Below are 23,230 nucleotides of genomic sequence, written 5' to 3'. Positions count from 1 at the left end.
TTATGTATAGTACAATTAAATGTTGCGATATATAATATCTAAATATTACAAATAATTTAGTTTTATATCGTTTTCTGGCAATTAATCTTAGCTAACATAAGTTAAAAGCTACTTTCCTTTTTAGACCCTAGCCTCATAACACAAAGCCATAAGCCTCACTCCTAGAAGTTGCCGAGAGCTGGCTTCGTCTACACAAACGGTTACTAACCTAGGCTAAGTGCTATAACAAGAAAAAATGCATAAAAGAGTATGAAACAAAAGCAAAGAACGCTTTTATCTCATACTCTAAATATGTATAACGGAGAGAGCAAAAAAGTTTAGGATGTTTTGCCTCAAGTAATCGCGGAGGGAATAACTATAGCTATGTGTCGATTTCATCTTCATCGATCAGGCAAGAAGAATTGGAGATCTTCGGAAATAAGCCGAAAATGGTGACAACCACGAAGAGTGAGGTGATTCAATATTTGATAATATCTATCGGATCTCAAAAATTTGAACGGCATCTGGGTAGAATGATCTAGTTTGTTTCTCAAGGTTACCCTAGAGAAGGGCCTCAAAAAGTGAACGACCTACAAGTCGCTTCTGTCATCTCTAGTCTGACAGGAAATTGTTTGTAGGTCGTTCACTTTTGTTTTCATTTTGTTTGGTGAAAAGGGCTCGCCATCACGGTGTTTGCTTCAAACCTAGCCACTAATTATGAATAAAAGGATCGGAAACAACTCTTTATTTTTATTTAACGACGACGTACACATCTTGTCCTTTTTCATAAATATCATAATAATAATCAGAGAGTTTCAATGTGCTTTGCTTTTTATCCAAATGATCGAGCTCAAAAGGAAGAATAGTTAAATCCATCCCGCTGTAGGTACGAAATAATACCTGATTTGGAAAGAAAATTGCTGAATTGACTGGAACCAGATCTGTTAAGATTGGATAATTTCTCGCTGTATTGATAAAAACTGGTGAATCTTTAAACAGCATTGTTGCATAGACATTCTTCGTATCAGCAGAAACCACTTGCTTTAAATCCTCAGCTAAAATAACACTTTGTCTCTCAAAAGCTTCTTTTTGATAATGTAGTGAAGAAGCATAAATGAATGGAAATGACAGCAGATAATAGCAAAGTAGACAGATAATTCCTTTAGTTGCCAGCCGAAGCCAAGGATAAGTTTCCAGGTTCTCTAAAAGTAGGAGGAATGTAATCGTCGCAAATACACTAAAACCATAGGCGTAGCGCGGCGCTGCTATCGCTAATTTTTCAGGGAAAATTAAAAATACACCATAGCTTAAAATAGCTCCTAACACTAAATATAATGCAAGAAAGAGCAGTGCTTTTGCAGGCTGGACGTTCGCTTTTTGCACTCCGGTGACGATAAATGCGATCATTAACAAAACAAATAAAATCACCCAAACCTTGGTGCTTTGATCTAAAATAGTGTGCGGATACATACGACTGTTGGCTAAAAATGTTTTAGGGATTTCTGTGATACTGGCAATGACGACATTATTGCCGCGTTGTGCCAGCTCAGGATGGAGCTTCATTTCCAAAAAGTACAGAAGCATGGTAAGAATATAGGCACCGGCAGCGGTAATGATTTTTTTAAGCAGTGGCACAAAAGCGTTATCGGCTAACAATGTTTTTAAAGAAAGTGCCAAGACCATAACGATATAAATGCCGGAAGATGCCTGATACGTATTACACATCATGAAAATGCTCAGCACGGACAAGCCGAAGAACCAACCGCGCTGTTTTTCCCACCAAAGAAACGGCAGAACAGAGCAAAAGACACTCAGTGCCAGATATGGGCTGTCAAAGCGGAAGCTCACGCATTGTAAAAACCAAGGATTTAGTCCGATTAATGTAGAAACTACCAAAGGCAGGACACGCAGCTTTTGGTTATTTAGCGTATAGACAACAATGATGCTTGCTGCTGCTAAAATAAATCCTGTAAGGATGGGTGTGACCAGCCCCATATCAGTTAAATGACGACTGCCCTGAACCAGCCAAGATCCGATTTCACTGCCCCATCGTGAATAGGTACTAGCGAAATCTGTATTTCCGACCCGTTGTCGCACGGTATCGTCCATATAAGGAAAATTAACTACACCGATAGCCAGAATAGCGGCTTGGTAGATAAGGATTGTCATAATTAAGAGAGATTTGTTTTCTTTACACCAGTAATATAATTGATTCAGTTGTTTTTGCACGCCTGGTAGCCCTTCTTTCGTTCATTAAATTAATAAGTAATCTTATTAAGTATAACTGATAGATAATGAATTTTAAATAGGAGAAAGTGAAGCTAGCCGACTGTTTAGGATTTGCAAAAAAGCTAGGACGAAAAACTAAAAATTAGTTTCGTTCTAGCCTCTACTTCTATTCAAATTGATCGAGTCTTATCATTTTTTATGTTAATTTTTACGGAAAATTCTTATCTGGTAAAAGCAACATTTTTTATAAAGTCTTCTAACTCAGCTCTGCGCTCTATATTGTGATTACAGCGGTCACTATCATAGCAGATATAATTACCGCGCTTAGTGTACATACCGTCACCGGATTCCTTCACCTTTGACATAAAAAGGGCGACCTCTGAAGTTTCATGGCAAATTGGGCAAATTCCTTTTTGAACAGTAGGAGAAATGCTTCCTTGAACCCCGACAAACTGGCCGTCGATTGTAGCGACGATGAATTTTTGCTGCTTGCCGCTGTCGTTCCAGCTGTAAAAGGTGTAATCCCGCAAATCTAATGTTTCCCAATCTGGAATTTTCAGTTTTTTCGTCTTTTTAAACAGTTTTGTCAATTGCTGTTTGGACGGCGGGTCAAAAGGAATCACCGCTTCTTTTACGCCCTCTAAATATTGCTCTAATCGTGGCTTGGAGGTAGCTGCTTCCAAAAAGCCGGTTAACAACGGCTGAAATTCCTCGTACTTGTTGCCAAACTGCGCGTTGATTTTTTCTAAAACCACGGCCTGTAGCGTTTTGATAGTATTTTTATCATTTACGGATAAATGAGCCTGTAATAAAATATGTGCTTGTTTTCTTATAAAATTATAATGATAAGGTTGTATTTGTTTATTCATAATGGATTTCCTCTCTCTCAGTCAAGTGACAAGATACTTTGCGTCAAAGGAGATCCTTCCAACAACCAAAGTATCTTAACAATGAAAACCAAACTGGGCTTTTGATTGAGATACGCGCATAGCAAAAAGTATCATATTATCACCCCCTTAAAATAAAAGCGGAATGAGCCGCTTAGCCTTGACGGAAAATAGGAAAAATCGATTGTGGTGCTTTCTGCCACAAACGATTTTTATCTTTTTCCCGAAAGGCTGGCTCATGCAGCTGGATATCAATAATGATCGACACTTTCTGCGAAAGTCTCGTACTGTTCTACATCAGCTCATTTCATTCACTGTGTTTCACAGCAAAAGCGGAACAGGCTCGTTCAGCTCTTCAAAAAGGTACAACACTTTCTTACGAAAGTCTTGTACTGTTCATCATCAACTCATTTCTTTCGTTGTGATTCTCAGCAAATAGGAAAAGATGATTGTGACGCTTTCTGTCACAAACAGCTTTTATCTTTTTCCCGAGGAGTCAGCTCATGCAGCTGGATATCAATAATGATCGACACTTTCTGCGAAAGTCTCGTACTGTTCTACATCAGCTCATTTCATTCTCTGTGTTTCACAGCAAATTTTCTCCTATTATAACGCACATTGCCCTAATTGGTATAGCAAAAAACAAATTGGTTCAGTTGAAAAAGACTAAGGAGTAGGCTAAACTAAAACATGGCTCTAATTTACGCATAAAAACAATGAACAGAATATAAATTCAAATTAATAGGAGTGAAACAATTGGAAAACAGATATGTCATTATCCTTGCAGCTGGTAAAGGCACACGTATGAAATCAAAGCTTTACAAGGTCTTACATCCGGTAGCCGGTAAACCAATGGTGGAACACATCATGGATCAGGTCGAAAAAACCAATCCGAGTGAAGTCGTAACGATCGTGGGGCATGGGGCTGAAGCAATCAAAAGCCATCTAGGAGAACGTAGTCAATATGCACTGCAGGCAGAACAATTAGGAACGGGACATGCTGTTTTACAAGCAGAAGCACTTTTAGCCGGTAAAAAAGGGACTACTCTGGTTATTACAGGCGATACACCGCTATTAACGGCTGAAACACTAACGAATCTTTTTGATTATCATCAAGGAAAAAATGCTAGTGCGACAATTTTAACGGCACATGCAGAAGATCCTACCGGCTATGGCCGCATTATCCGCGATCATGTGGGAATCGTTGAAAAAATCGTTGAACAAAAGGATGCGACTGAGCAAGAAGCACGTGTTCAAGAAATTAATACTGGTACTTTCTGTTTTGATAATGAAGCTCTTTTTCATGCGCTATCTAAAATTAATACCAACAATGCACAGGGAGAATATTATTTAACAGATATTATTGAAATCCTTAAAAAAGAAGGTAAAGCAGTTGCGGCTTATCAAATGGCTGATTTTGAAGAAGCGATGGGCATTAATGATCGTGTAGCATTGGCTTTAGCTAATCAAATTATGCACCAGCGTTTAAACAAGATGCATATGATGAACGGCGTGACTTTTGTTGATGCGGCAACTACCTATATTGATGAAGGTGTGGTGATCGGTTCCGATACCGTGATCGAAGCAGGTGTACAAATTAAGGGAAAAACAGTAATTGGTGAAGATTGCTTTATTGGCGCTCATTCTGAAATTGTGGACAGCATCATCGAAGACAATGTTAAAATTTCTCAATCGGTCATAGAACAAAGTATTGTTCGCAAGAATGCAGATATCGGACCCTTTGCTCATTTACGTCCAAAAGCCGATGTAGGTGAACATGTTCATGTAGGAAATTTTGTTGAAGTTAAAAACGCGACAATTGCAGAGCATACCAAAGTCGGTCATTTAACCTATGTTGGCGATGCTGATTTAGGTAAAGATATTAATGTCGGCTGCGGCGTAGTTTTTGTTAACTACGATGGAAAAAATAAACACCGCACCACTGTAGGCGATCATGCCTTTATCGGTTCTGCAACGAATTTAATTGCGCCGGTCATGGTTGACGCAAACTCTGTTATAGCTGCGGGCTCCACGATAACAGAAGATGTAAAAGAATATGATTTGGCAATTGCTCGAGCGAGACAAGAAAACAAAGCAGGCTATGCGAAAAAATTGCCATATTTAAATGATTAAAAAATAGAAATTGTTTTATAAACAAATAAACGAACTGGAAATCTTTTTAAGAGATTCAGTTCGTTTTTTATTAGCTCTATTGATAGTTTATTTGTATTGTGAAATGTTTTACTACTAAAAAAGTAATTTTTACACAAAAAAATATGTGTTCCTGCACTTTTTTTATGGTATGATTAATTGGTAATGAGAATCATTATCAATTAGAGAGGGAGAAATTATGCGAAACAAGCCCATTCGATTGGCAGAGTTAATTAAGTATGGTAACGGTCAGATCCGCAGTCGTTCTTTGAGTAAGCGCTTAGAGATAGAATTGCCTTTGGTTATCTATTCAGTCGCAAAAGCAGAAAGTATTAGCGCTGAGATGACGAGTTTAACGAAAATCATCCAAATTATTGATGGTTCACTGGAAGTTGCTTTGGAAGGAAACAAGTATGTTTTGTCACAAGGGGAAATGCTAGTTGTTGCACCAAATACGTTACATGAAATTTACGGTATTGATGAGTGCAAATTTTTACAAATCGAAACGAAATAGGAGAGTAGAAACATGAATTATATTGAAAAAATTCCTCATAGTAAAGTATTAGATTTAAAGAAAGAAGTACCTGTAGAAGAAGATCAGGTTTCAAGTATGACGCTTGTTCAAAGAGATGATTTAGGAATGTCTGTTTTTGCGTTGGATGAAGGCCAAAGCATTGGCGGACACTCTTCAAAAGGCGACGCTATGGTAAATATTTTAAGCGGCAAAGCGGAAATTACTATCGACGAAGACAAATATTTGGTGAGTGCTGGAGAATCAATCGTACTGCCAGCGAATATCCGCCATGCACTACATGCAGTAGAAGCGTTCCAAATGCTTTTGGTTGTAGTAAAACCTCAATAAGGAGATCGACATGGGAACGAAGAAAATCGGGCATATATTTTTAGCGGAGCTGGGGAAAAAACGGCTGCGTCCGGGCGGAATTAAAGCAACCAGCTGGCTGCTAGAACAGGTTCAGTTTACAAAGGAAACCAAGGTACTGGAAGTGGCATGCAATATGGGAACAACCTTAATCGAGCTTGCTAAAAACCATCCTTGTTCTATCATTGGCGTAGACATTGACCAGGAAGCCGTAGCCAAAGCACAAGCGGCGATTGAGAAAGAACAGCTGCAGGAACGGGTCACTGTACAAACAGGAAACGCGCTAAAATTGCCTTTTGCGGATAACACCTTTGATATTGTAATTAATGAAGCGATGTTAACCATGCTGGATGATCATGCGAAAGCTAAGGCGCTGGCAGAATATCATCGTGTATTAAAGCCTGGAGGTCATCTATTGACTCATGATATTAGTTTACCGGAAGGACAAGAGGCGGAAAAAGAAGCATTGAGTAAAACAATTAAAACCAGAGTATCACCATTAAGTGTGACAAACTGGCAAAAACATTATCAAACAACTGGCTTTGCCAAAGTGGATTATCAAGTAGGTCCGATGTCGTTAATGAGTCCCAGCGGCATGCTGCGGGATGAAGGAATAACAGGAACCTTCACCATTATTAAAAATGGCTTGAAGGCGAAAAATCGGACACAGTTTCTTGAGATGTTCCGCTACTTTAGAAAACAACAGAAAGTGATGCGCTATATTGTTCATTGCGCGACGAAATAGTTTCATGAAGAATATGAAAAGGGTTGTCTGGTGGCTTTTTCTTTTGGCTGTACCTTTTATTACCGGCTTAATTTGTTTAGGGATGGGGCGTTATTCTCTTTCCTTGACGGAGTCGTTTCAAGTGTTGCTAAACCATTTTTTTCATTTTGGTGAAAGTGTGAGTCAGCAAGCAGTGACGGTTGTGGTGAATATGCGTCTACCGCGTGTGTTGATTGCCATGCTTTGCGGCGCTGGTTTGGCGATTGCGGGCATTTGTCTGCAAAGTATTTTTGCGAATCCGCTCGTTTCACCAGATACGATCGGCGTAGCTTCTGGTGCTAGCTTTGGTGCGGCAATTGCTTTGGCGATTGGGGTTAATTTATGGCTAGTGCAGTGGTCCGCGCTGTTGTTTGGCTTGTTAGCGTTGGCGTTAACGTATTTTGTCAGTACCACCAAGGGCGAACGAACGACGATTATGCTGGTGCTGTCCGGTCTGGTTATTTCCTCGCTGTTTCAAGCGGGCGTTTCGTTGATTAAATATGTGGTCGATACCGAAGAACGGCTGCCGGCCATTACTTATTGGTTAATGGGGAGTCTCAGCAATACAACGTACCGCAGCCTGCTGGTTTGTTTTCCCTTTATCGCAGTGAGTATGGTGGTCGTGTATTTGTTGCGCTGGAAAACGAATCTGTTAATGCTGACAGAAGACGAGGCACGTTCTTTAGGCGTAAATGTGTCGCGATTACGTTTATTGCTGATATTGGCTGCCACCTTTATTACAGCTGCGGTTGTTTCTGTTTGTGGTCAAATTGGCTGGGTTGGTCTGCTGATTCCCCACGTCAGTCGCATGCTGTTTGGAAATAATAATCAAAAAGCGATTCCGGCGGCGATCAGCTTAGGCGTCACCTTTCTTGTGGTGATTGATACTATGGCTCGGACAATGATTTCCTCTGAAATTCCGATTTCTATCTTGACGGCAATTATTGGCGCACCTTGTTTTATCTTTTTACTGAAAAGAACGGGAGGGAATTGGTAATGGAATTAAGTGTCCGGACAGGCAGTTTTGCCTACAATCATTCTTTATTATGGGAAGATGTATCTTTCGATGTGAAAGATGGCGAAATCTTAGCTATTATGGGACCAAACGGAGTCGGGAAAACCACTTTGCTGCGCTGTATCATGAATTTACTCCCCTTTAAAACAGGAGGTGCTTATCTAGATAAGCAGCCAGTAAAGGAACTGCCGTTACGGGAGTTTTGGCAGAAAATTGCGTATGTTCCGCAAGCGAAAAAGGCCCCTTCATTTACGGTAAAGGATTTTGTTTTAATGGGACGAAATGTGTACATTGGTTCCTTTGGCAAACCTTCAAAGTTGGATGAACAAAAAGCACTGGAAGCAATGAAAGTAGTCGGCGTAGCTGATTTAGCGCATAAAACTTGTCAGGAGCTGAGTGGCGGGCAATTTCAAATGATACTGGTAGCTCGTGCATTGTGTGCGGAGCCTAAATGCCTGATTTTGGATGAGCCGGAGTCGAACCTTGATTTTCGCAATCAACTGTTAGTTTTACAATTAATGGAACGTTTAGCGAAGGAGCATCAAATTGCGTGCATTTTCAACACACATTATCCTGAACATAGCTTAAAGATTGCTGATAAAACAGTGCTGGTTTATAAAAATGAACCGGCAGTAACCGGTAAGACCAAGGAAGTTGTAAACAAAGAAAATTTAGAGCGTCTATTTAAGGTGAAGGTAGATATTGCTGAACAGCCTTATGAAGACAGCTATTATCAAACAATTATGGCATTAGAATTACTAAAAGGAGAAAATTAATGAAAAAATTTGGGTTAATGGCGCTAGCTGTGCTGAGTTTGTTTTGGATGACTGCCTGTAATCAAGGCAAAGAAGAAGCAAAAACCGAAGCTAGAGTGATTGTGGATCACTATGGCAAGGAAGTAACCTTACCTGACAAGATTGAAAAAGTCGCAATTTTGGAATTGCTGCCACTGCCTTCAGTGCTGGCTGTGTATCAAGGGGGCAATGTAGATAATTTAGTCGTGATGCCGCCGGATTCATTAAATGCCGCAGAAAATTCCATTTTGGCAGACTATGCGCCGGGGATATTAAAGGTTTCAACCGATGCTTATAAAAACGGATCAATCAACATGGAAGAGCTAATGAACCTTGAGCCGGATATTATCTTTTATTCTGGTGAAGAGAATACAGAGAAGCTGAAAGAAACGGGGATCCCGGCAGTTGGTTTTTCACCAACAGCGGGCGGAGTAAGTCCGTTGGCAACGACAGAAAAATGGCTGGATCAATTTGAAGAAATTTTCCAAGCGAAAAGTAAAGTAACCGGTATTGTGGAATATGGAAAAGAAACCGAAACAGAAATTAAAAAACGAATTGCCGCAATTCCGGAAAATGAACGAGTCGATGTCATGCAGATTGCGCACTACAACGAAGGAACATTGACGGTTGCTGGTAAAGGTACCTTTGGCGAATATTGGGTAGACATTACTGGCGGCAATAACGTGGCTTTATCTGCGAAAAAGAACGCAGTCAATATGGAGCAGGTCTATGAATGGCAGCCGCAAAAAATCTTCTTGTCCACATTAACTTCAGTGATGCCGGAGGATTTGTATAACAATACTGCGATTGAAGGACATGATTGGAGTAGCATTGAAGCGGTTCAAAACAAAGAAGTTTACAAGTTCCCATTAGGGATTCATCGCTGGTGGCCACCTTCAACCGATGCACCGTTAACCTTGTGGTGGTTAGCGAAAAATACCTATCCGGAGCAATTTAAGGATATTAATTTAGAAGAAAAAATGACTGACTATTACAAAGAATTCTACGGACTTGAGTTGACGAAAGAGCAGGTAAAACAAATTCTTAATCCGCAAAGTAATGTCGGACGTTTGGCGTTTCAATAGGAATCGCTAAAAAACAATAAAGCCAAAACGAATCCCGTTTTGGCTTTATTGTTTTTTTAATAGTTAGTTAGCCAGCTTTACGTTTCCGGTTGTACGCATAAATGAGATAACCTGATGCACCAATAACTGCGAGGCCAAGTCCGGAATAAGCAAGAATCGCTTCACCCATTTTTGGATAAGTTCCGGTTTTTTTGTTTGGCTTTTCCTTAGGTTCTGACGTACTTGGATCGTCATCATCCGAGGTTGCCGGAGCTGTTGGATCATTCGGTTTCGGATCTGGGTCTGGGTTCGGTTTAGGGTCTGGCGTCGGTACTGGTTTTGGATCCGGTTTGCCTTGAACTTTAAAGTCAGCTTCAGAAATGGAAATAATGCGTTCACCAGGAAAAGGCTCTTTGTATTTAGCCAAGTCCACGTTAGTTTCTGCTCTATAAAGACGTAGTTTAGTCGCGCCTTGCATATAATCCATTAATACAGTATCCAGTGACGGTCCTTCTTCTCGTTCGCCACCCAGCATGTCGTAGCCGTCGCCGCCGGCAGCTAAAAAGTCATTTGTTGCCATATAATAAGTGGCTTTGTCATCAATAGGTGCAAATTTACCAGTTTTGCGGTCTTGCATATCAATTTGCAGCACACGTTCACCAACGATGGTTTTGTCTGTGTCATTGCCGTCATCTGCTGGCAATAAGGAGCCGCGTTTGGTGGAATCATAATAAACGTGAATCGTGCTGGAAACATGTAGGAAACCACCGTTTGCGCCTAGTTTTGGCTGTTTATACTCATCAAGAATAACATTGCCGTCCGCATCTTTTTGCGCCATAGAGCGTAAGGACAGCTCGAACATTTCTTTAACCTGAGCACCACTGACCTTAATTTGAGAAATAGAGTTCCCAAAAGGCAGTACCGAAATAATATCGCCGACAGTGACCTTGCCTGGTTCAATATTGGCACGAATACCGCCACCATTTGAAACCGCGAAGTCAGAAGGATGACTGAAGCCTGTTTGACCGTAGGCAAGCATAGCATCGCCAATTAAATTACCTAAATTTGTTTCGCGTGTACGGACATTATCGCGCTCACCGTTTAATTGATACGGGTTATTTTCAATGACTGTTTCTGAGCCCCATGCTTCGAAGTTTGCTCTAGCTTCGTCAACCAAGGCTTTCACAGCAGGATTTTCAGCAAGATCAGCTAAGGATTTGGCAGAGGTCAATGAAGCTGCTTTTTGACTAGGATCTGCTAAATTGATTGTTGCTAACCCAACGTTATTTAAATAGTTGCCTGTCTGCGTGTAAAGGACATTGCCGAAACGTTTGCCGCCATCAACTGCGGTATGTGAGTGACCATCCAATACAGTAATATTTTCTGTGAATTCTTTACTCAACGCTTCTGCTAAAGTATCGCCACGCCATTCATGAGGTGTTGTTTCATCAATTCCCAAATGTCCGGCAATGATATAAGCATCAATCGCTTTGCCGGATGCTTTAATTTCATTAATTGATTTCTTTGTTTCTGTAATTGGATCACCAAAGGTAACGCCAACGACATTTTTCGGATGCGTTTTGGTTGCTGTTTCCGGAGTAGTGACTCCGATAATCGCATAGGTCTTTCCGTTTTTTTCAATAATTTTATACGGTTCAAAAGCAAGCTGGCCATCTTTAAAGGTATTGTTGGACAACAGCGGGAAATTTAAAGCAGCTTTGTAGCTCATTGCTGTATCAAAGCCAAAATCAAACTCGTGATTTCCCACAGCCATGGCATCATAGCCGACCTCATTCATTACTTTTGCCATATCCATTCCGTTTGAAAAATTCGAGATAGGCAGCCCTTGGAAAGCATCACCGACATCAATCATTAGATCAGGATTGACTTGATCTTTATAGGTTTTTAGCCGTGCCATGCCTAAAACATCGTTGCCGTTGCCCTCTAAACGACCATGAACATCATTGGTATGCATAATCGTGACAGTGTCTGTCTGTGTATCCTCCGGGCTGTAGCCAGCATTCAGTACGTCCTGCTTAGTGATTGGTTTGACATTTGGTGTCCGACCATCTGGTGCGGGTTCAGTTTTCAAAACGTCTTCATTGACTAGCTTTACGGCTAAATCACGCCATTTTTGATCGAAATGGTAACCGATAATTTCCCAGTTCTGTTCAATTTCTTCCTCTGGATTAATGGTTTGTTTTTCACGAATATAATCAGCAATCAGTCCGCGCAGAGTTTCCGGATCTGTTTCAACAAGTGGATCCTCTGTAACAATTCCTTGAGCTAACAGCCCTTCATAGCGGTAGTTATTCATAGCCATGGTATAGGTTGCTGTAGGATCTACCGGATTTCCTTCAATTGTGGGATTGACAATGCGACTGCCGCTTGGTTTCGACAGATCAATCTTGTAGGTAACACCAGAAATAATATCGTAGTTATATACGCGAATGTTTGGATTGAAACTAATCGTTAAATCATCCGGTCCGGGGGCATTGTAATAATCGGCTTGATTTTCCATGTATTTCAGGAGATTCGCGCCAGTAATATTCACGCTGACCAGTGTATTTGGGTATTTATAAATATCAAAAATATTGGAATAGGAGATGTCGCCGGCGTTAAGCTTGCTATCAGCTTTAAAGAGAGCAGAAGCAGCTAATTGTGCGCCAGTGGCTTTGCGCTGTACATTGTTAATTAGCGAAATCATCGCAGTCGGCTGTAGCTGCGCCTCCGGAATCCCCTTGATCTCTTCCGGCGGTAAAAAATCACCGCTGGCTGTACCGATTTTTTCGGAAATAAAGCTTCTGGTTTTATCATGATAGGTTTTTGTTTGTGCCTTTAATTCCTCATCAGCAGCAACCGTTTTAGTATCAACGATGGCAGCATTGGTGGTGGCTACTTGCCATTTATCATTATTTTTTTCAACCGACAAATCCAGTCGAACCAGCTCTGTGCCTGTATCCTTTGGTCCGCCGACCGGAACAAGTCCGTTTGGTCCTTGCAGCAGTTCTGCAAAAGAACGGTGATCGTGACCTAAAATATACGCATCAATGCCGGCAACATTGGCAATGACCTGATCGGCACTGGCAGCAGGATCAGAATTTTGTCGTCCAGCATGAATAGAAGCGATAATCAGATCTGTGTCGCCTTGTAATTCAGCGACTGCTTTTTCTGCTTCTTCTTTTAAAGGTTTAAAGGAAAGGCTATCTACCTTAGCGCCATCCCACAATGGAATTTGCGGAGTTGTCAATCCGATAATTCCCACGGTGATATCCTTGGTGCCATCACCGTCTAGATCAAGCTCTTTTTTTACGGTGCTACCAACGAAATGGTTATTCGTACTTTTTTCATAGGTGTTTGCCGATAGAATTGGAAAATTCGCTTCGCTTTCAAGCTTTTTAATCAAATCCAGGCCAAAATTAAACTCATGATTTCCTAAAACCATCGCATCGTACTGCATATAATTCATGGCTTTAATCATCGGATTCGGTTGTTGAACTAAAGGTGCTTTATTATATAGATCATCTGTTAAAATAGTTCCCTGATTCACATCCCCATTGTCAATCAGAAGAGTGCCGTTTGGATTTTCTGCACGAACATTTTTGACAACTGAGCTTACTTGAGAAAGACCGACAGGTGTTTGCTTGTCGTCTTCGTAAGACCAGTTCCAAAGCTGACCATGAACATCAGAAGTGCCTAAAATAGTGATTTTCTTTGTAGCAGAAGTGTCCTCCGCAGCTTTTGCTTCAGAGTCTGCGACTGCTGATTCCGTGGCTTGCGTGTTGCTTGAAGCACTTGACTGACTAGTCCTCTCTGTTGCAGCAGACGTGCCAAATTCTGTGGTGCTGTTCGACGAATTTTCAATCGCCAAAACCGTTGAGGCGGAAGTCCCCGCCAATAAGGTACTGACCATCAGTACCTGTAACCCTAGACGTAGATTCTTCAAAACAGATTTTTTCACAAAATTCCTCCTTAATATAAAAGCGGAACAAATCGCTTAATCCTGTAGAAAATTAGGAAATTGACATTGAGACGCTTCTTGTCTCACTGGCAATTTATCTATTTTCCTAAGGATTGATTTGTGCAGCTAGATAACAATAATGATCAACACTTTCTTGCGAAAGTCTTGTACTGTTCATCATCAGCTCAATTTCATTTCGTTGTGATTCACAGCAAGTCTTGTACTGTTCATCATCAGCTCAATTTCATTTCACTGTGATTCACAGCAAGTCTTGTACTGTTCATCATCAACTCATTTCTTTCACTGTGATTCACAGCAAGTCTTGCACCGATCGTCATCAGCTCATTTCTTTCCTTGGGTTTTGCTGTAAAGAAATAAATAATGCGCTTTCATATAAAAATATATTTAAATAGTAATATAAATTCTAAAGATTGTCATTAAAAACTTCTGAATTTTTAGAGGGAAATAACATTCCTTATTTATTTTTAGTTCTCTTGATTTTTTTCAGGGAAAAAAGGTTCTGTTTTTATGAGAAAATCGTATTAATTTCAATGAATCCCTCAAAATCACTTGATTTATTTGGAAAAAGTGACTACTATTTAAAAGGAAACTATTGTTCAGTAAAAGAAAGCGGAGGTCCCCATGTCAAAACATTATTTTGATCCAAGATTGAAGATTTTTTCTCTTAACTCCAATCGTCCATTAGCCGAAAAAATTGCGGAAGCTGTGGGTGTTGAGCTAGGAAAATCATCCGTTACTCAATTTAGTGATGGTGAAATTCAAGTAAATATCGAAGAAAGTATTCGTGGTTCTCATGTGTATGTTATTCAATCAACCAGCAGTCCAGTCAACGACAACTTGATGGAATTATTGATTATGATTGATGCATTAAAACGTGCCAGCGCTAAAACGATTAATGTCGTGATGCCTTACTACGGCTATGCACGTCAAGACCGTAAAGCTCGTGCCCGTGAACCAATTACAGCGAAGCTTGTCGCAAATATGCTTGAAAAAGCAGGCGCAACAAGAATGTTGACATTGGATCTGCACGCTGTCCAAATCCAAGGATTTTTCGATATTCCAGTGGATCATTTAATGGGAGCGCCATTGATTGCAGATTATTTCCTTGAGCGTGATATTAAAGGGGATGATGTCGTTGTTGTATCGCCTGACCACGGCGGTGTGACTCGTGCTCGTAAGTTGGCTGAGTATTTAAAATCACCGATTGCTATCATTGACAAACGTCGTCCGAAAGCAAACGTTGCAGAAGTAATGAACATTATTGGTCATGTAGAAGGTAAAACCTGTGTGTTGATTGACGACATGATCGATACAGCGGGAACTATTTCATTGGCAGCTAATGCATTGAAAGAAGCTGGAGCGAAAGATGTTTATGCTTCATGCACACATCCAGTGTTGTCTGGACCTGCTTTACAACGTATTGAGGATTCTGCGATTGAACGTTTAGTGGTAACAGATTCTATTTACCTGTCAGACGATCGTAAAATCGAAAAAATTGATGAAGTCAGTGTTGGTGAGTTAATCGGGGATGCCATCAAACGAATTCATGAAAATAAACCTGTAAGTCCATTATTTGAAACAAAGCATCGTTAAGAAAGATAATTGAAAAAGACGAGGCTGGAACAGAAGCGTTTAACTCCGAGAAATAAAAAGGAGTTGCTTCTGCTGCCGCCGTTTATTCGTAAATAGAGAGCGAGGCAAAACTGTTTTTTTAGTTTTGTCTCGCTCTCGTCCTTTTTCTTGTGAATTATTAATAATGTCATGAACTATTTAAAAAACAATTGTTTTTGCCTCGTTATTTATTTTTTTGTAAATTGATAGGAAAAACGCTCGTTTAATATTGTTTTTAGCATGTTTTTTATATAATTTGTAAATTATATTGTTTTTAAAATAATAAATTGATAAAAAACAGATTGGAATCAATAAGAATTAAATGCTATCATATACTGAGAAAAATAAAGGGGGAAGTAAGTGTATGTTTTTTAAAAAGAAGTATGAAGTACCAAAGGAGATCGAAGATTTTAACAAGTTTCCAGCCGATAAAGAAAAATTACTTTGTATCGGTGCTGGAGTGTCAAATCATGCGGTAGTTAGAGGCGTAGCTCGTCCTGAGTATCTAAAATTTTACTACACTTCTAAAGAGATAAAGAATTCACAAAAATATTGGTTACCAATGTTTGGTATTTCAAATGGAAATGATGCTAGAAATTTAATCGAAAGCTGGATTTCCAGCAATAGTTATACTTCGGTAACAGCACCTGAAGTGAAGGCGAAAATCCAAAAAGAAATCGAAAAAGCAAGTAAGAAAAGTGAAATGGATGGCAGCGCACTATTGCAGAGCTTAGAAAATATTAATGACACTGGTGCGTTTGATTTAGAGCGTCTGGGCTATATGACTCGTGTTTGCTTTACACTTGGCTTGCTGACGGAAGAGCAAGCATGGCATTATTTAGAGCAATTATATGCTTTAGCCAGCGAGCATTATAATAGCTGGGATGATTATATAATCAGCTATACGAATGAAAACACTGCACAATCTACTAACTGGTATTATCCAATCCTTGAAGATTATTTGACAATTAAAAAGACAAAACAAAACCTTTTTGATAAATATCCTTTAGGAAAATAGTAGAATTATTTAGATATAAAAAACAAGGTCGGGTCAGAAGTGCTAAGCCCTGAGAAATAAGAAGAAATTCACGAAAATTGTTTTTTAAATTTTTGTGGATTTTAGCTTATTTCCGAAGGGGCTGCTTCTGTTCCCGCCGTTTATTCGTGGTGCGGCAAAAGTGTTCTTTACTTTTGTCTCACATTCGTTAACTTTGGCGTTACCCAATAGTTCTGAAACATTTTTTATTTTTCTGTTGCTGTGGTTTGCTCTGCATACAATTTTCCATCATACATCTTGAAAAATGGATAATAGCAGGCAATAGAGATAGCCAGATTAATAAAGCCGATCAACACAGCTCGGAAATCGCCGCCGGTTCCAAGAAAGGCGCCAATACCAACTGGCGAAATCCAAGGAATTCCGGTGATTACTTTACTCACTAAGCCCCAGGAAGTTGCAAAGTAGGCGACAGTGACATTGATTAATGGCGTTATAATGAAGGGGATGATCAAGTACGGATTATAGACAATGGGCGCCCCGAAAATAACGGGTTCATTAATATTAAATAGTCCCGGTAAAATCGCCGCTTTCCCCAATACCTTCAGCTGATCTGATTTTGCAGCAAAGATCATTAGTAATACCAAGCCTAATGTACTTCCCGCTCCGCCAATAAAGATGTACATATTAACAAAGTCACCAGCGAAAATATTCTTGCCACCGTCGATATTTTCTGTTAAAGCCACCAATAAAATAGGGTTAATAAAGCTGTTTTTAATGACGGCTGTTCCATGAACCCCAACAGCCCACAATAAATGAATAAGCAGCATAATAACGATAATTCCTAACCAAGAACCAGTTAGATCTTTTACAAATTCAAACGGTTTTGATAATAACCCATGTAAGTCTGTATGGAAAGCAGCTAAGCTGGTGTTAATAATTAGCATCACGAAAGCAATGAAAATCGCTGGAATTAAAGAAGCGAAGGCTTTACTGACACCATCAGGTACACCTTCTGGCATCCGAATAGTAATATTCTTCTTCACACATAAACGATAAATTTGAACCGCTAACACAGCCGTAATAATCCCGATAAAAATCCCCACGCCGCCAAAGCGTGTAACCCAGCCACCAAGTGCTACGCCGTTATAAGTAATGGCTGTTTCACTTTGATTTTGAACAAGCTGCGCACTGCCGTCCACGATATCTGTCTGCACAATCGTCATTAAAAAGGCAAACAGCCCCAAAATCGCTCCGACAAAGCTGCTCAAGCCGGCATGCTCTTCTTTTCGGTAAATGTCCGTTAAATAATAAGCTGTTGCTAAGCAATAAAAAATGGCAATAGAACCGATCGACATGGTTGTGCCTACGTTATAAATCGGCGCAAATTTTAAAAGTGTTTGCTCAAAAAAAGGAGCAAGCGGCGGTATAATTTGCGGTAAATTGTTAATAATCAGAAAAATCGACCCAACAATCGTAAAGGGGACCGTAATAATCCCGGCCTGCATAATCGCTCGGATAAAGCGCAGATTGGCTACTTTGTTCAGAGGCGGCATCAACTTTGTTTCTAAAAATGTAAATACTTTATTCATTTTTTTCTCCTTTCCTTATGAAGGTAGCTGATTTGTTTTAATTAAGCTTTGGTACCAATAGAAACTGTCTTTTTTATGTCTAGCCAGTGTTTTTTCATCATGCTCCGTCCGATCTACATAAATAAAACCGTAACGCTTACTGATACCTTCATGAACACTGATTAAATCGATCGCAGACCAGGGGCTGTACCCGATTAAATCAACGCCGGCTTCAATTGCTTGCTGACACTGTTCGATATGTTGCTGTAAATAATTAATACGGTATGTGTCGTGTACCTGTCCGGCTTCCGTTAGCTCATCCTTAGCGCCTAAGCCGTTTTCGGTAATAATAATGGGTAAATGATAGCGGTCGTACAAGGTTTGCAGGGTTGTTTTCAGTCCATCAGGATCGATCGTCCAGTTGAATTCATTTTTTTGCAGATATGGGTTGGTAAAGCCTTTGTAAAAGCCCCACTCCATGATGTCTTCACTCTGCTGATCGCTGATGCCGTTTGCCATGCCGTCTTTTTGCGTTGGTTTTTCGACAGTCACTGTCGTATAAAAGTTCATCGCTACAAAATCCGGGAAATGATTTTCCATCAATTCTTGATCTTCCGGAGCAAAGGTAATTTTGACATTCTTGCGTTTTAAATAATCTTTAAACACTGCGTTATAGAGGCCAAAGCAAGAAAAATCCAGATAAGCCCAGTTCCTTACACTATTAAAATAAAGGGCTGCCTGATTGTCCAAAGGCTTGCTGGTAGCTGGATACACAAGAGAAATATTCGGCACCGGTCCAATTTTGCCGTCGTCAATTAGTTCGTGACATCGTTTGAAGGCATATTTTTCGGCAATCATTAAGTGATGAAACTGTTGATATTTTTCCTGTAGCGGAATTTCCTTTCCTAAGATTTTTTTATCAACCAGCAGCATAATATTCGGCTCATTGATTGTCAGCCAATTTTTTGCGCGATCGCCATAGGCACTAAAGACTGTTTCAGCGTAAGTTACAAAAGCATCCACCGTAGTGCGTGCGCTCCAGCCGCCTTCCTCTTCTAAGGCTTGCGGCAAATCAAAGTGATTCAGGGTGATGTAAGGCTGTATATTATACTTTAGCAATTCGTCAATCACATCGCTGTAATGCTGTAAGCCTGCTTCGTTTACCTCACCGCGTCCATTAGGAAAAATTCTTGTCCAGGCAATGGAGAATCGAAAAATCTTGATCCCCATTTCTGCCAATAAGCGAATATCCTCCTTATAGCGATGATAGTGATCGACAGCTACTGTAAAATCAGCGATCTCATGATTATCACGCTGACGAGTGTCTTGCACGCTAAGCCCCTTGCCATCACTTTGATAAGCCCCTTCTGTTTGATGAGCGGAAATCGATGCCCCCCATAAAAAATTATCTGGAAATCTGTGTGTCATTTGTTTCTCCTATCTCGCTTTGTAAAGCGTTTTCTTGCATTTAGAATAAGTGAAGCCAAAAGAATTTTCAATACAATGAAAAGAACTGTTCATGAAAGTATTTTTATGAACAGTTCAATCAACGTCTGCTTTTTGTTTAAAACAGTGCGATATTCAATTATAATCGATTAACCGCTCTACAGTAATCTTATTTGCCTGATACAATGCCAAAACACTGTCTGGTATAGCTTCGTCTGTATACAAACGATCAAATAAAAAGGTTCGATCAATCATAAAATCACTGACCGTTTCTAAATTACAAGCTGGCGTGTAAACGAATTTCAGTCCGTCTGTATGCTGACGCATTGTTCGATAGACGAGCGATTCATTCAAGGTTTTGGTTGACACCTCATGCGTATTAAAGCCCTCTGCTTCAATAATGCAGTAATCCGCGGTAACCTTGTTGAAAGAATGAATGGCAAAATCACCTACTAATGCTTGTGTATCTTTTTCAAGCTCCCCACCGCAAATAGAAATAATAGCTTTTTGGTTTGGACGGGTGAGTGAAAATGCTCTGGCATCATTGGTTAAAATACAAATATCATACGGCAACAACGCATAAAGAAGCTCAGCTGAGAAATGACCTGCTCCAACAAATAGCTGCTTGCCGGAATGCAAAAGTGGCGCTAGCTTTTCTACAAGCGCCTTAATAGGAAAAGTGGCTATTTCTACTTGACGGTAAGTAGCGCGTTTTTGAGGTGAAAGCAGACGAACACCGCCATAATAGCGCTCAATCATTTTCTTTTTTTCCAAAAACAATAAATCACGTCGGATCGTTACCGCTGACACCTTAAAATAAGCAGCCAATTCATTTACACTCAACCGTTCCTGCTCCTTCAATTTTTCAATAAGCTGCTCTCTTCTTCTAAAGACATCCCCTTGACTTACTTTCATTATTGCTCCAATCTCGGATAATTTTGATTATAGTATAGTCAAGTTATGGCTGGAAATACAGCTATTTTTCGCAAATTTTGAGAAAAAAGCCTATATTTACGGCGTTTTTTTCAAGATCAGCTCATGAATGGTTCGTAGAATGTTCCTCCATAAGTAATTATCCAGCAGATTTTTAACGAAAATAGTCGGTAGTGCAGAGGTGTTGTAGGCAGCGGCATCGCTGATCATTAAATCGGCATGGGTGACATCATCAGTAAAGCGAATTAATTCGTTGTTAAAAAAGGATTGCAGGCGATTTTTGATGAACTTTTTTGTCACAATATCTCGGCCTAAATCCAAACAAATAGTAATGGAAATCTGCATAAACATAGCGGCTTCTAAATAGAGTAAGTTTGCAAGATAATCGAATTGATTTTCATAAAAGAAAGTTTTGTCGAAGGTTTTTACTTGGCATCTTTCTATAGAGGTAACTAAAAAATGAACAATTTTTGCCATTAACTGATCATCAACTGTCATGGTTTTAAGAGTGATGACCTCAATATTCCAAACATAATGCACATTGGTATTAATCAAAATGGGCAGGTTGTAAATAAGAACGCATTCGTACAAAAGCTTATAGTAATGACTTTGCGGCATATTTGCGGCAAACGTTTCCTTAAATGAGTGCAGGAGGCTAACAAAAAAAGCGGTCATTGCTTCTTTCGATTGACTTAGCTTCTTGCCGCTTGAAAGAATTTTTTCTTGGGAAATCATATTTGGGAAAAGAATGCGGACAAAAAAGCTGATGTAAAGTGTTTCGATTTCAGCCGCGTTTGTTTCGAAAAAGAGGGCATTAAAAAAATGACAGTTCTTAAACTCTGCTTCAGATAAAAATGTATAATAGCTTAATATATCCAGTGACTTTGGTGTTCTTTGAGCCAAAAATTTTCTCTTGCTGATTCGCTTTTTGATAATAGCGAAATAAGAAAGGAAGTCGAATATATTGACACTATCTAACGCACTTTCGGGAAATAGCGCCTGCAATTCATAACGTAGCCTGCTTTTAGGGATAGAAGGAAAAAGCCAGCAGTCACTTGGAATACAAGTAGTCAAAAACTGAAATATGAATATGCGAATGTCAATCTCCTGTCCTTCAAACTCCAACAAATTTTTATGATTATTTTTCACTTGAAGATTAAAACGTTCAAGTTTTTCATTCAATTGATGAATTGAACGATACGCATGTGAAACAGAAATATTCAGCTTTAATGAAAGAGCAGTAATGGAAATATCGTCTAATTTTATTAATAATTGGCATATTTGAAAAGAAACAGAATGTTGGGCGTACAAAAAAATCAGCTTTTTATTCATCTCTGTAAAAGACGGCAATGGTTTGGAGCAATAATATTGATGATTCGCTTTTTTACGGATTGTCCCTTTTAGTCCAAGTAAAGCCAGTTCTTGATTCAACTGATCTATGTACTTTTTGGTGGCGGCCAATGAAAGTTTGCATAATTGACTTAATTCAGAAAGAGTCAACCCTTGTGAATTATACAATTCAATGAAAAGCTCTCGTTTTCGCTGTTGTCCTTTGTTTGAAAATAAATCATACATTATGAACACCTTCTGTCATCTTTAAATTGTTATTTGTAAGATATATTATACTAAAAAGGTTGGGTTTAGCAATATATTTCTTTTTTATTTCCAAATTAGAGAATCTAACTGCTCGTGATTATAGTATGATAAGTATCTCGCGAGGGTATGAAAAATAGTAATCATGATTATGGGAAAAAAGTACAATTAAATTAGAAGGAGGCTTTATATGTTAAAGAAAGTAGTAGTTAGTCTTGGTATTCTTGGTGCGGTATTGGGTAGTTCACTTCCGGCTTATGCAGCATCTGCTCAAGAGATTGATGTAAAGAAGGAATTGGAAAGTGTTGCAAAAGATTATGGAAAAACCTATCATCAATTGACGAATTCCGCCTTTAATTTAAATTGGATCATTCGAAATGATAGTTATTATTTAAATAATTTAGGTGAATATAGTGAAAATTGGGCTTCGTTGGATAAAGTAGAAATGGGCCAAAGTAAATCTTTGACAGCAGGAACAAAAACGCTAGAAAATTCGACCAGTAAAGAACAACCGCTGACGACAGATTCGGTTGCCAAAGAATATGCCAATTCATTGAGCACGGCAACAACGCATGGAGTAAAATTAGGATATTCAGCTACCGCTACTATGAATTTTCCTTTTGTAAGTGGCTCAATGACTGCATCTGCTGAATATAATTTTTCCAACACTGCTACTGACACGAAAAGTGAAAAAATAACGTATGTTTCGCCGTCACAAACATTTAATGTTCCCGCTCACACCACCTATATCGTAGAGCAGTCTTTAGAAATCGGCAAAGCTAAAGGAACAATCTCACTAAATAGCCGTATTTCACCTGATTTCAGAGAATGTTACGGACGGATCATCACATCTAATACCGTTAATTATCCAACAGTCAAAGTAGGTGAAGCTTTAAGACAATTAAGAACACGTAATGCGTCGGCAGCACCTAACCTGATTTTGGAAGAGGACAACTCGATTGTCGCTAAAGGTACCGGCACCTTTGAAGCAGAATATGGGACTAACTTTAAAGTAAAAGTCTATGAAGTTCAAAATGTTAAAGGCAGAAGTTTATTAACAAAGAAAAAACTTGTTAAAGAATTAACCGTACCTGCGGAAATAACTGGCAACAAACAGTAAAGAACCAACAAATTTATAAAAAGCGAAAAGAGTAGTTTTTTACTTGGGGAAGGAAAAAAATAATTGCTCAATAAATTTCATGTAGTTACTTAGTAGAGTAATCGTCTAAATTTATGTAAAAGAGATCGGGACAAACATGCATGAGGGCTATAGCCTCATATATGTTTGCCCCGACATCTTTCCTACGATTAGTTAAGAGGAAAAGAATAAAAATTAAT

At 39.4% G+C, this 23,230-nt stretch carries 17 protein-coding genes; 10 read left to right on the top strand and 7 right to left on the bottom strand.

What is annotated here, in order from left to right:
* Window positions 1-729: 729 nt before the first annotated feature.
* Together ABH902_RS11305 and ABH902_RS11300 are read right to left on the bottom strand one after the other, a co-directional pair.
* A complete protein-coding gene (locus tag ABH902_RS11305) occupies window positions 730-2,208 on the bottom strand; it encodes a glucosyltransferase domain-containing protein (protein WP_404590822.1) in 1,479 nt (492 codons plus the stop codon).
* A gap of 221 nt (window positions 2,209-2,429) precedes the next feature.
* Complete coding sequence (locus ABH902_RS11300) at window positions 2,430-3,077, bottom strand: FusB/FusC family EF-G-binding protein (RefSeq protein ID WP_404590821.1); 648 nt, start codon at window positions 3,075-3,077, stop codon at window positions 2,430-2,432.
* Between the two features lie 774 nt (window positions 3,078-3,851).
* Here ABH902_RS11300 and glmU point away from each other — a divergent pair.
* From glmU to ABH902_RS11265, 7 genes are all read left to right on the top strand, one after another.
* Entirely contained in the window at window positions 3,852-5,228 is a 1,377-nt protein-coding gene (gene glmU, locus ABH902_RS11295) for a bifunctional UDP-N-acetylglucosamine diphosphorylase/glucosamine-1-phosphate N-acetyltransferase GlmU (RefSeq protein WP_404590820.1), read from the top strand.
* A 217-nt stretch (window positions 5,229-5,445) separates the two neighbouring features.
* On the top strand, window positions 5,446-5,760 hold the full coding sequence (locus ABH902_RS11290; RefSeq protein ID WP_404590819.1) for an AraC family ligand binding domain-containing protein: 315 nt from the start codon (window positions 5,446-5,448) through the stop codon (window positions 5,758-5,760).
* A 12-nt stretch (window positions 5,761-5,772) separates the two neighbouring features.
* On the top strand, window positions 5,773-6,108 hold the full coding sequence (locus ABH902_RS11285; protein ID WP_154776895.1) for a cupin domain-containing protein: 336 nt from the start codon (window positions 5,773-5,775) through the stop codon (window positions 6,106-6,108).
* A gap of 10 nt (window positions 6,109-6,118) precedes the next feature.
* Window positions 6,119-6,871, top strand: a complete 753-nt coding sequence (locus ABH902_RS11280) for a class I SAM-dependent methyltransferase (protein ID WP_404590818.1) — start codon at window positions 6,119-6,121, stop codon at window positions 6,869-6,871.
* A gap of 43 nt (window positions 6,872-6,914) precedes the next feature.
* Window positions 6,915-7,886 carry a FecCD family ABC transporter permease gene (locus ABH902_RS11275; RefSeq protein ID WP_404590817.1) on the top strand — a complete coding sequence of 324 codons (972 nt, stop codon included), beginning with the start codon at window positions 6,915-6,917 and terminating at the stop codon, window positions 7,884-7,886.
* Complete coding sequence (locus ABH902_RS11270; protein ID WP_404590816.1) at window positions 7,886-8,680, top strand: ABC transporter ATP-binding protein; 795 nt, start codon at window positions 7,886-7,888, stop codon at window positions 8,678-8,680. The genes ABH902_RS11275 and ABH902_RS11270 overlap by 1 nt, the downstream gene beginning before the upstream one ends.
* A complete protein-coding gene (locus ABH902_RS11265) occupies window positions 8,680-9,783 on the top strand; it encodes an ABC transporter substrate-binding protein (RefSeq protein WP_404590815.1) in 1,104 nt (367 codons plus the stop codon). The genes ABH902_RS11270 and ABH902_RS11265 overlap by 1 nt, the downstream gene beginning before the upstream one ends.
* A gap of 67 nt (window positions 9,784-9,850) precedes the next feature.
* Here ABH902_RS11265 and ABH902_RS11260 read toward each other — a convergent pair whose 3' ends face one another.
* Entirely contained in the window at window positions 9,851-13,723 is a 3,873-nt protein-coding gene (locus ABH902_RS11260) for a 5'-nucleotidase C-terminal domain-containing protein (protein WP_404590814.1), read from the bottom strand.
* A gap of 642 nt (window positions 13,724-14,365) precedes the next feature.
* On the opposite strand from ABH902_RS11260, the gene ABH902_RS11255 reads away from it, so the two are divergent.
* The gene (locus tag ABH902_RS11255) at window positions 14,366-15,337 is read left to right on the top strand and encodes a ribose-phosphate diphosphokinase (protein ID WP_154776890.1); all 972 of its coding nucleotides are present in this window, start codon (window positions 14,366-14,368) and stop codon (window positions 15,335-15,337) included.
* Window positions 15,338-15,719: 382 nt separating this feature from the next.
* Entirely contained in the window at window positions 15,720-16,373 is a 654-nt protein-coding gene (locus ABH902_RS11250) for a DUF1266 domain-containing protein (RefSeq protein WP_404590813.1), read from the top strand.
* 224 nt (window positions 16,374-16,597) lie between these two features.
* Here ABH902_RS11250 and celB read toward each other — a convergent pair whose 3' ends face one another.
* From celB to ABH902_RS11230, 4 genes are all read right to left on the bottom strand, one after another.
* Window positions 16,598-17,941 carry a PTS cellobiose transporter subunit IIC gene (celB, locus tag ABH902_RS11245; protein WP_404590812.1) on the bottom strand — a complete coding sequence of 448 codons (1,344 nt, stop codon included), beginning with the start codon at window positions 17,939-17,941 and terminating at the stop codon, window positions 16,598-16,600.
* 15 nt (window positions 17,942-17,956) lie between these two features.
* Complete coding sequence (locus ABH902_RS11240) at window positions 17,957-19,348, bottom strand: glycoside hydrolase family 1 protein (protein ID WP_404590811.1); 1,392 nt, start codon at window positions 19,346-19,348, stop codon at window positions 17,957-17,959.
* 153 nt (window positions 19,349-19,501) lie between these two features.
* A complete protein-coding gene (locus tag ABH902_RS11235) occupies window positions 19,502-20,281 on the bottom strand; it encodes a DeoR/GlpR family DNA-binding transcription regulator (protein WP_404590810.1) in 780 nt (259 codons plus the stop codon).
* Window positions 20,282-20,377: 96 nt separating this feature from the next.
* Window positions 20,378-21,874, bottom strand: a complete 1,497-nt coding sequence (locus ABH902_RS11230) for a helix-turn-helix domain-containing protein (protein ID WP_404590809.1) — start codon at window positions 21,872-21,874, stop codon at window positions 20,378-20,380.
* Window positions 21,875-22,082: 208 nt separating this feature from the next.
* Between ABH902_RS11230 and ABH902_RS11225 the strand changes: the two genes are divergently transcribed.
* Complete coding sequence (locus ABH902_RS11225) at window positions 22,083-23,012, top strand: ETX/MTX2 family pore-forming toxin (RefSeq protein WP_404590808.1); 930 nt, start codon at window positions 22,083-22,085, stop codon at window positions 23,010-23,012.
* Window positions 23,013-23,230: the final 218 nt, after the last annotated feature.

It is taken from the genome of Enterococcus sp. UD-01, assembly GCF_044909655.1.
Classification (GTDB): Bacteria; Bacillota; Bacilli; order Lactobacillales; family Enterococcaceae; genus Enterococcus_L.
The sequence above is the reverse complement of the archived record's forward strand: the minus strand, read 5'-3'. Positions and strand labels throughout refer to the sequence as shown.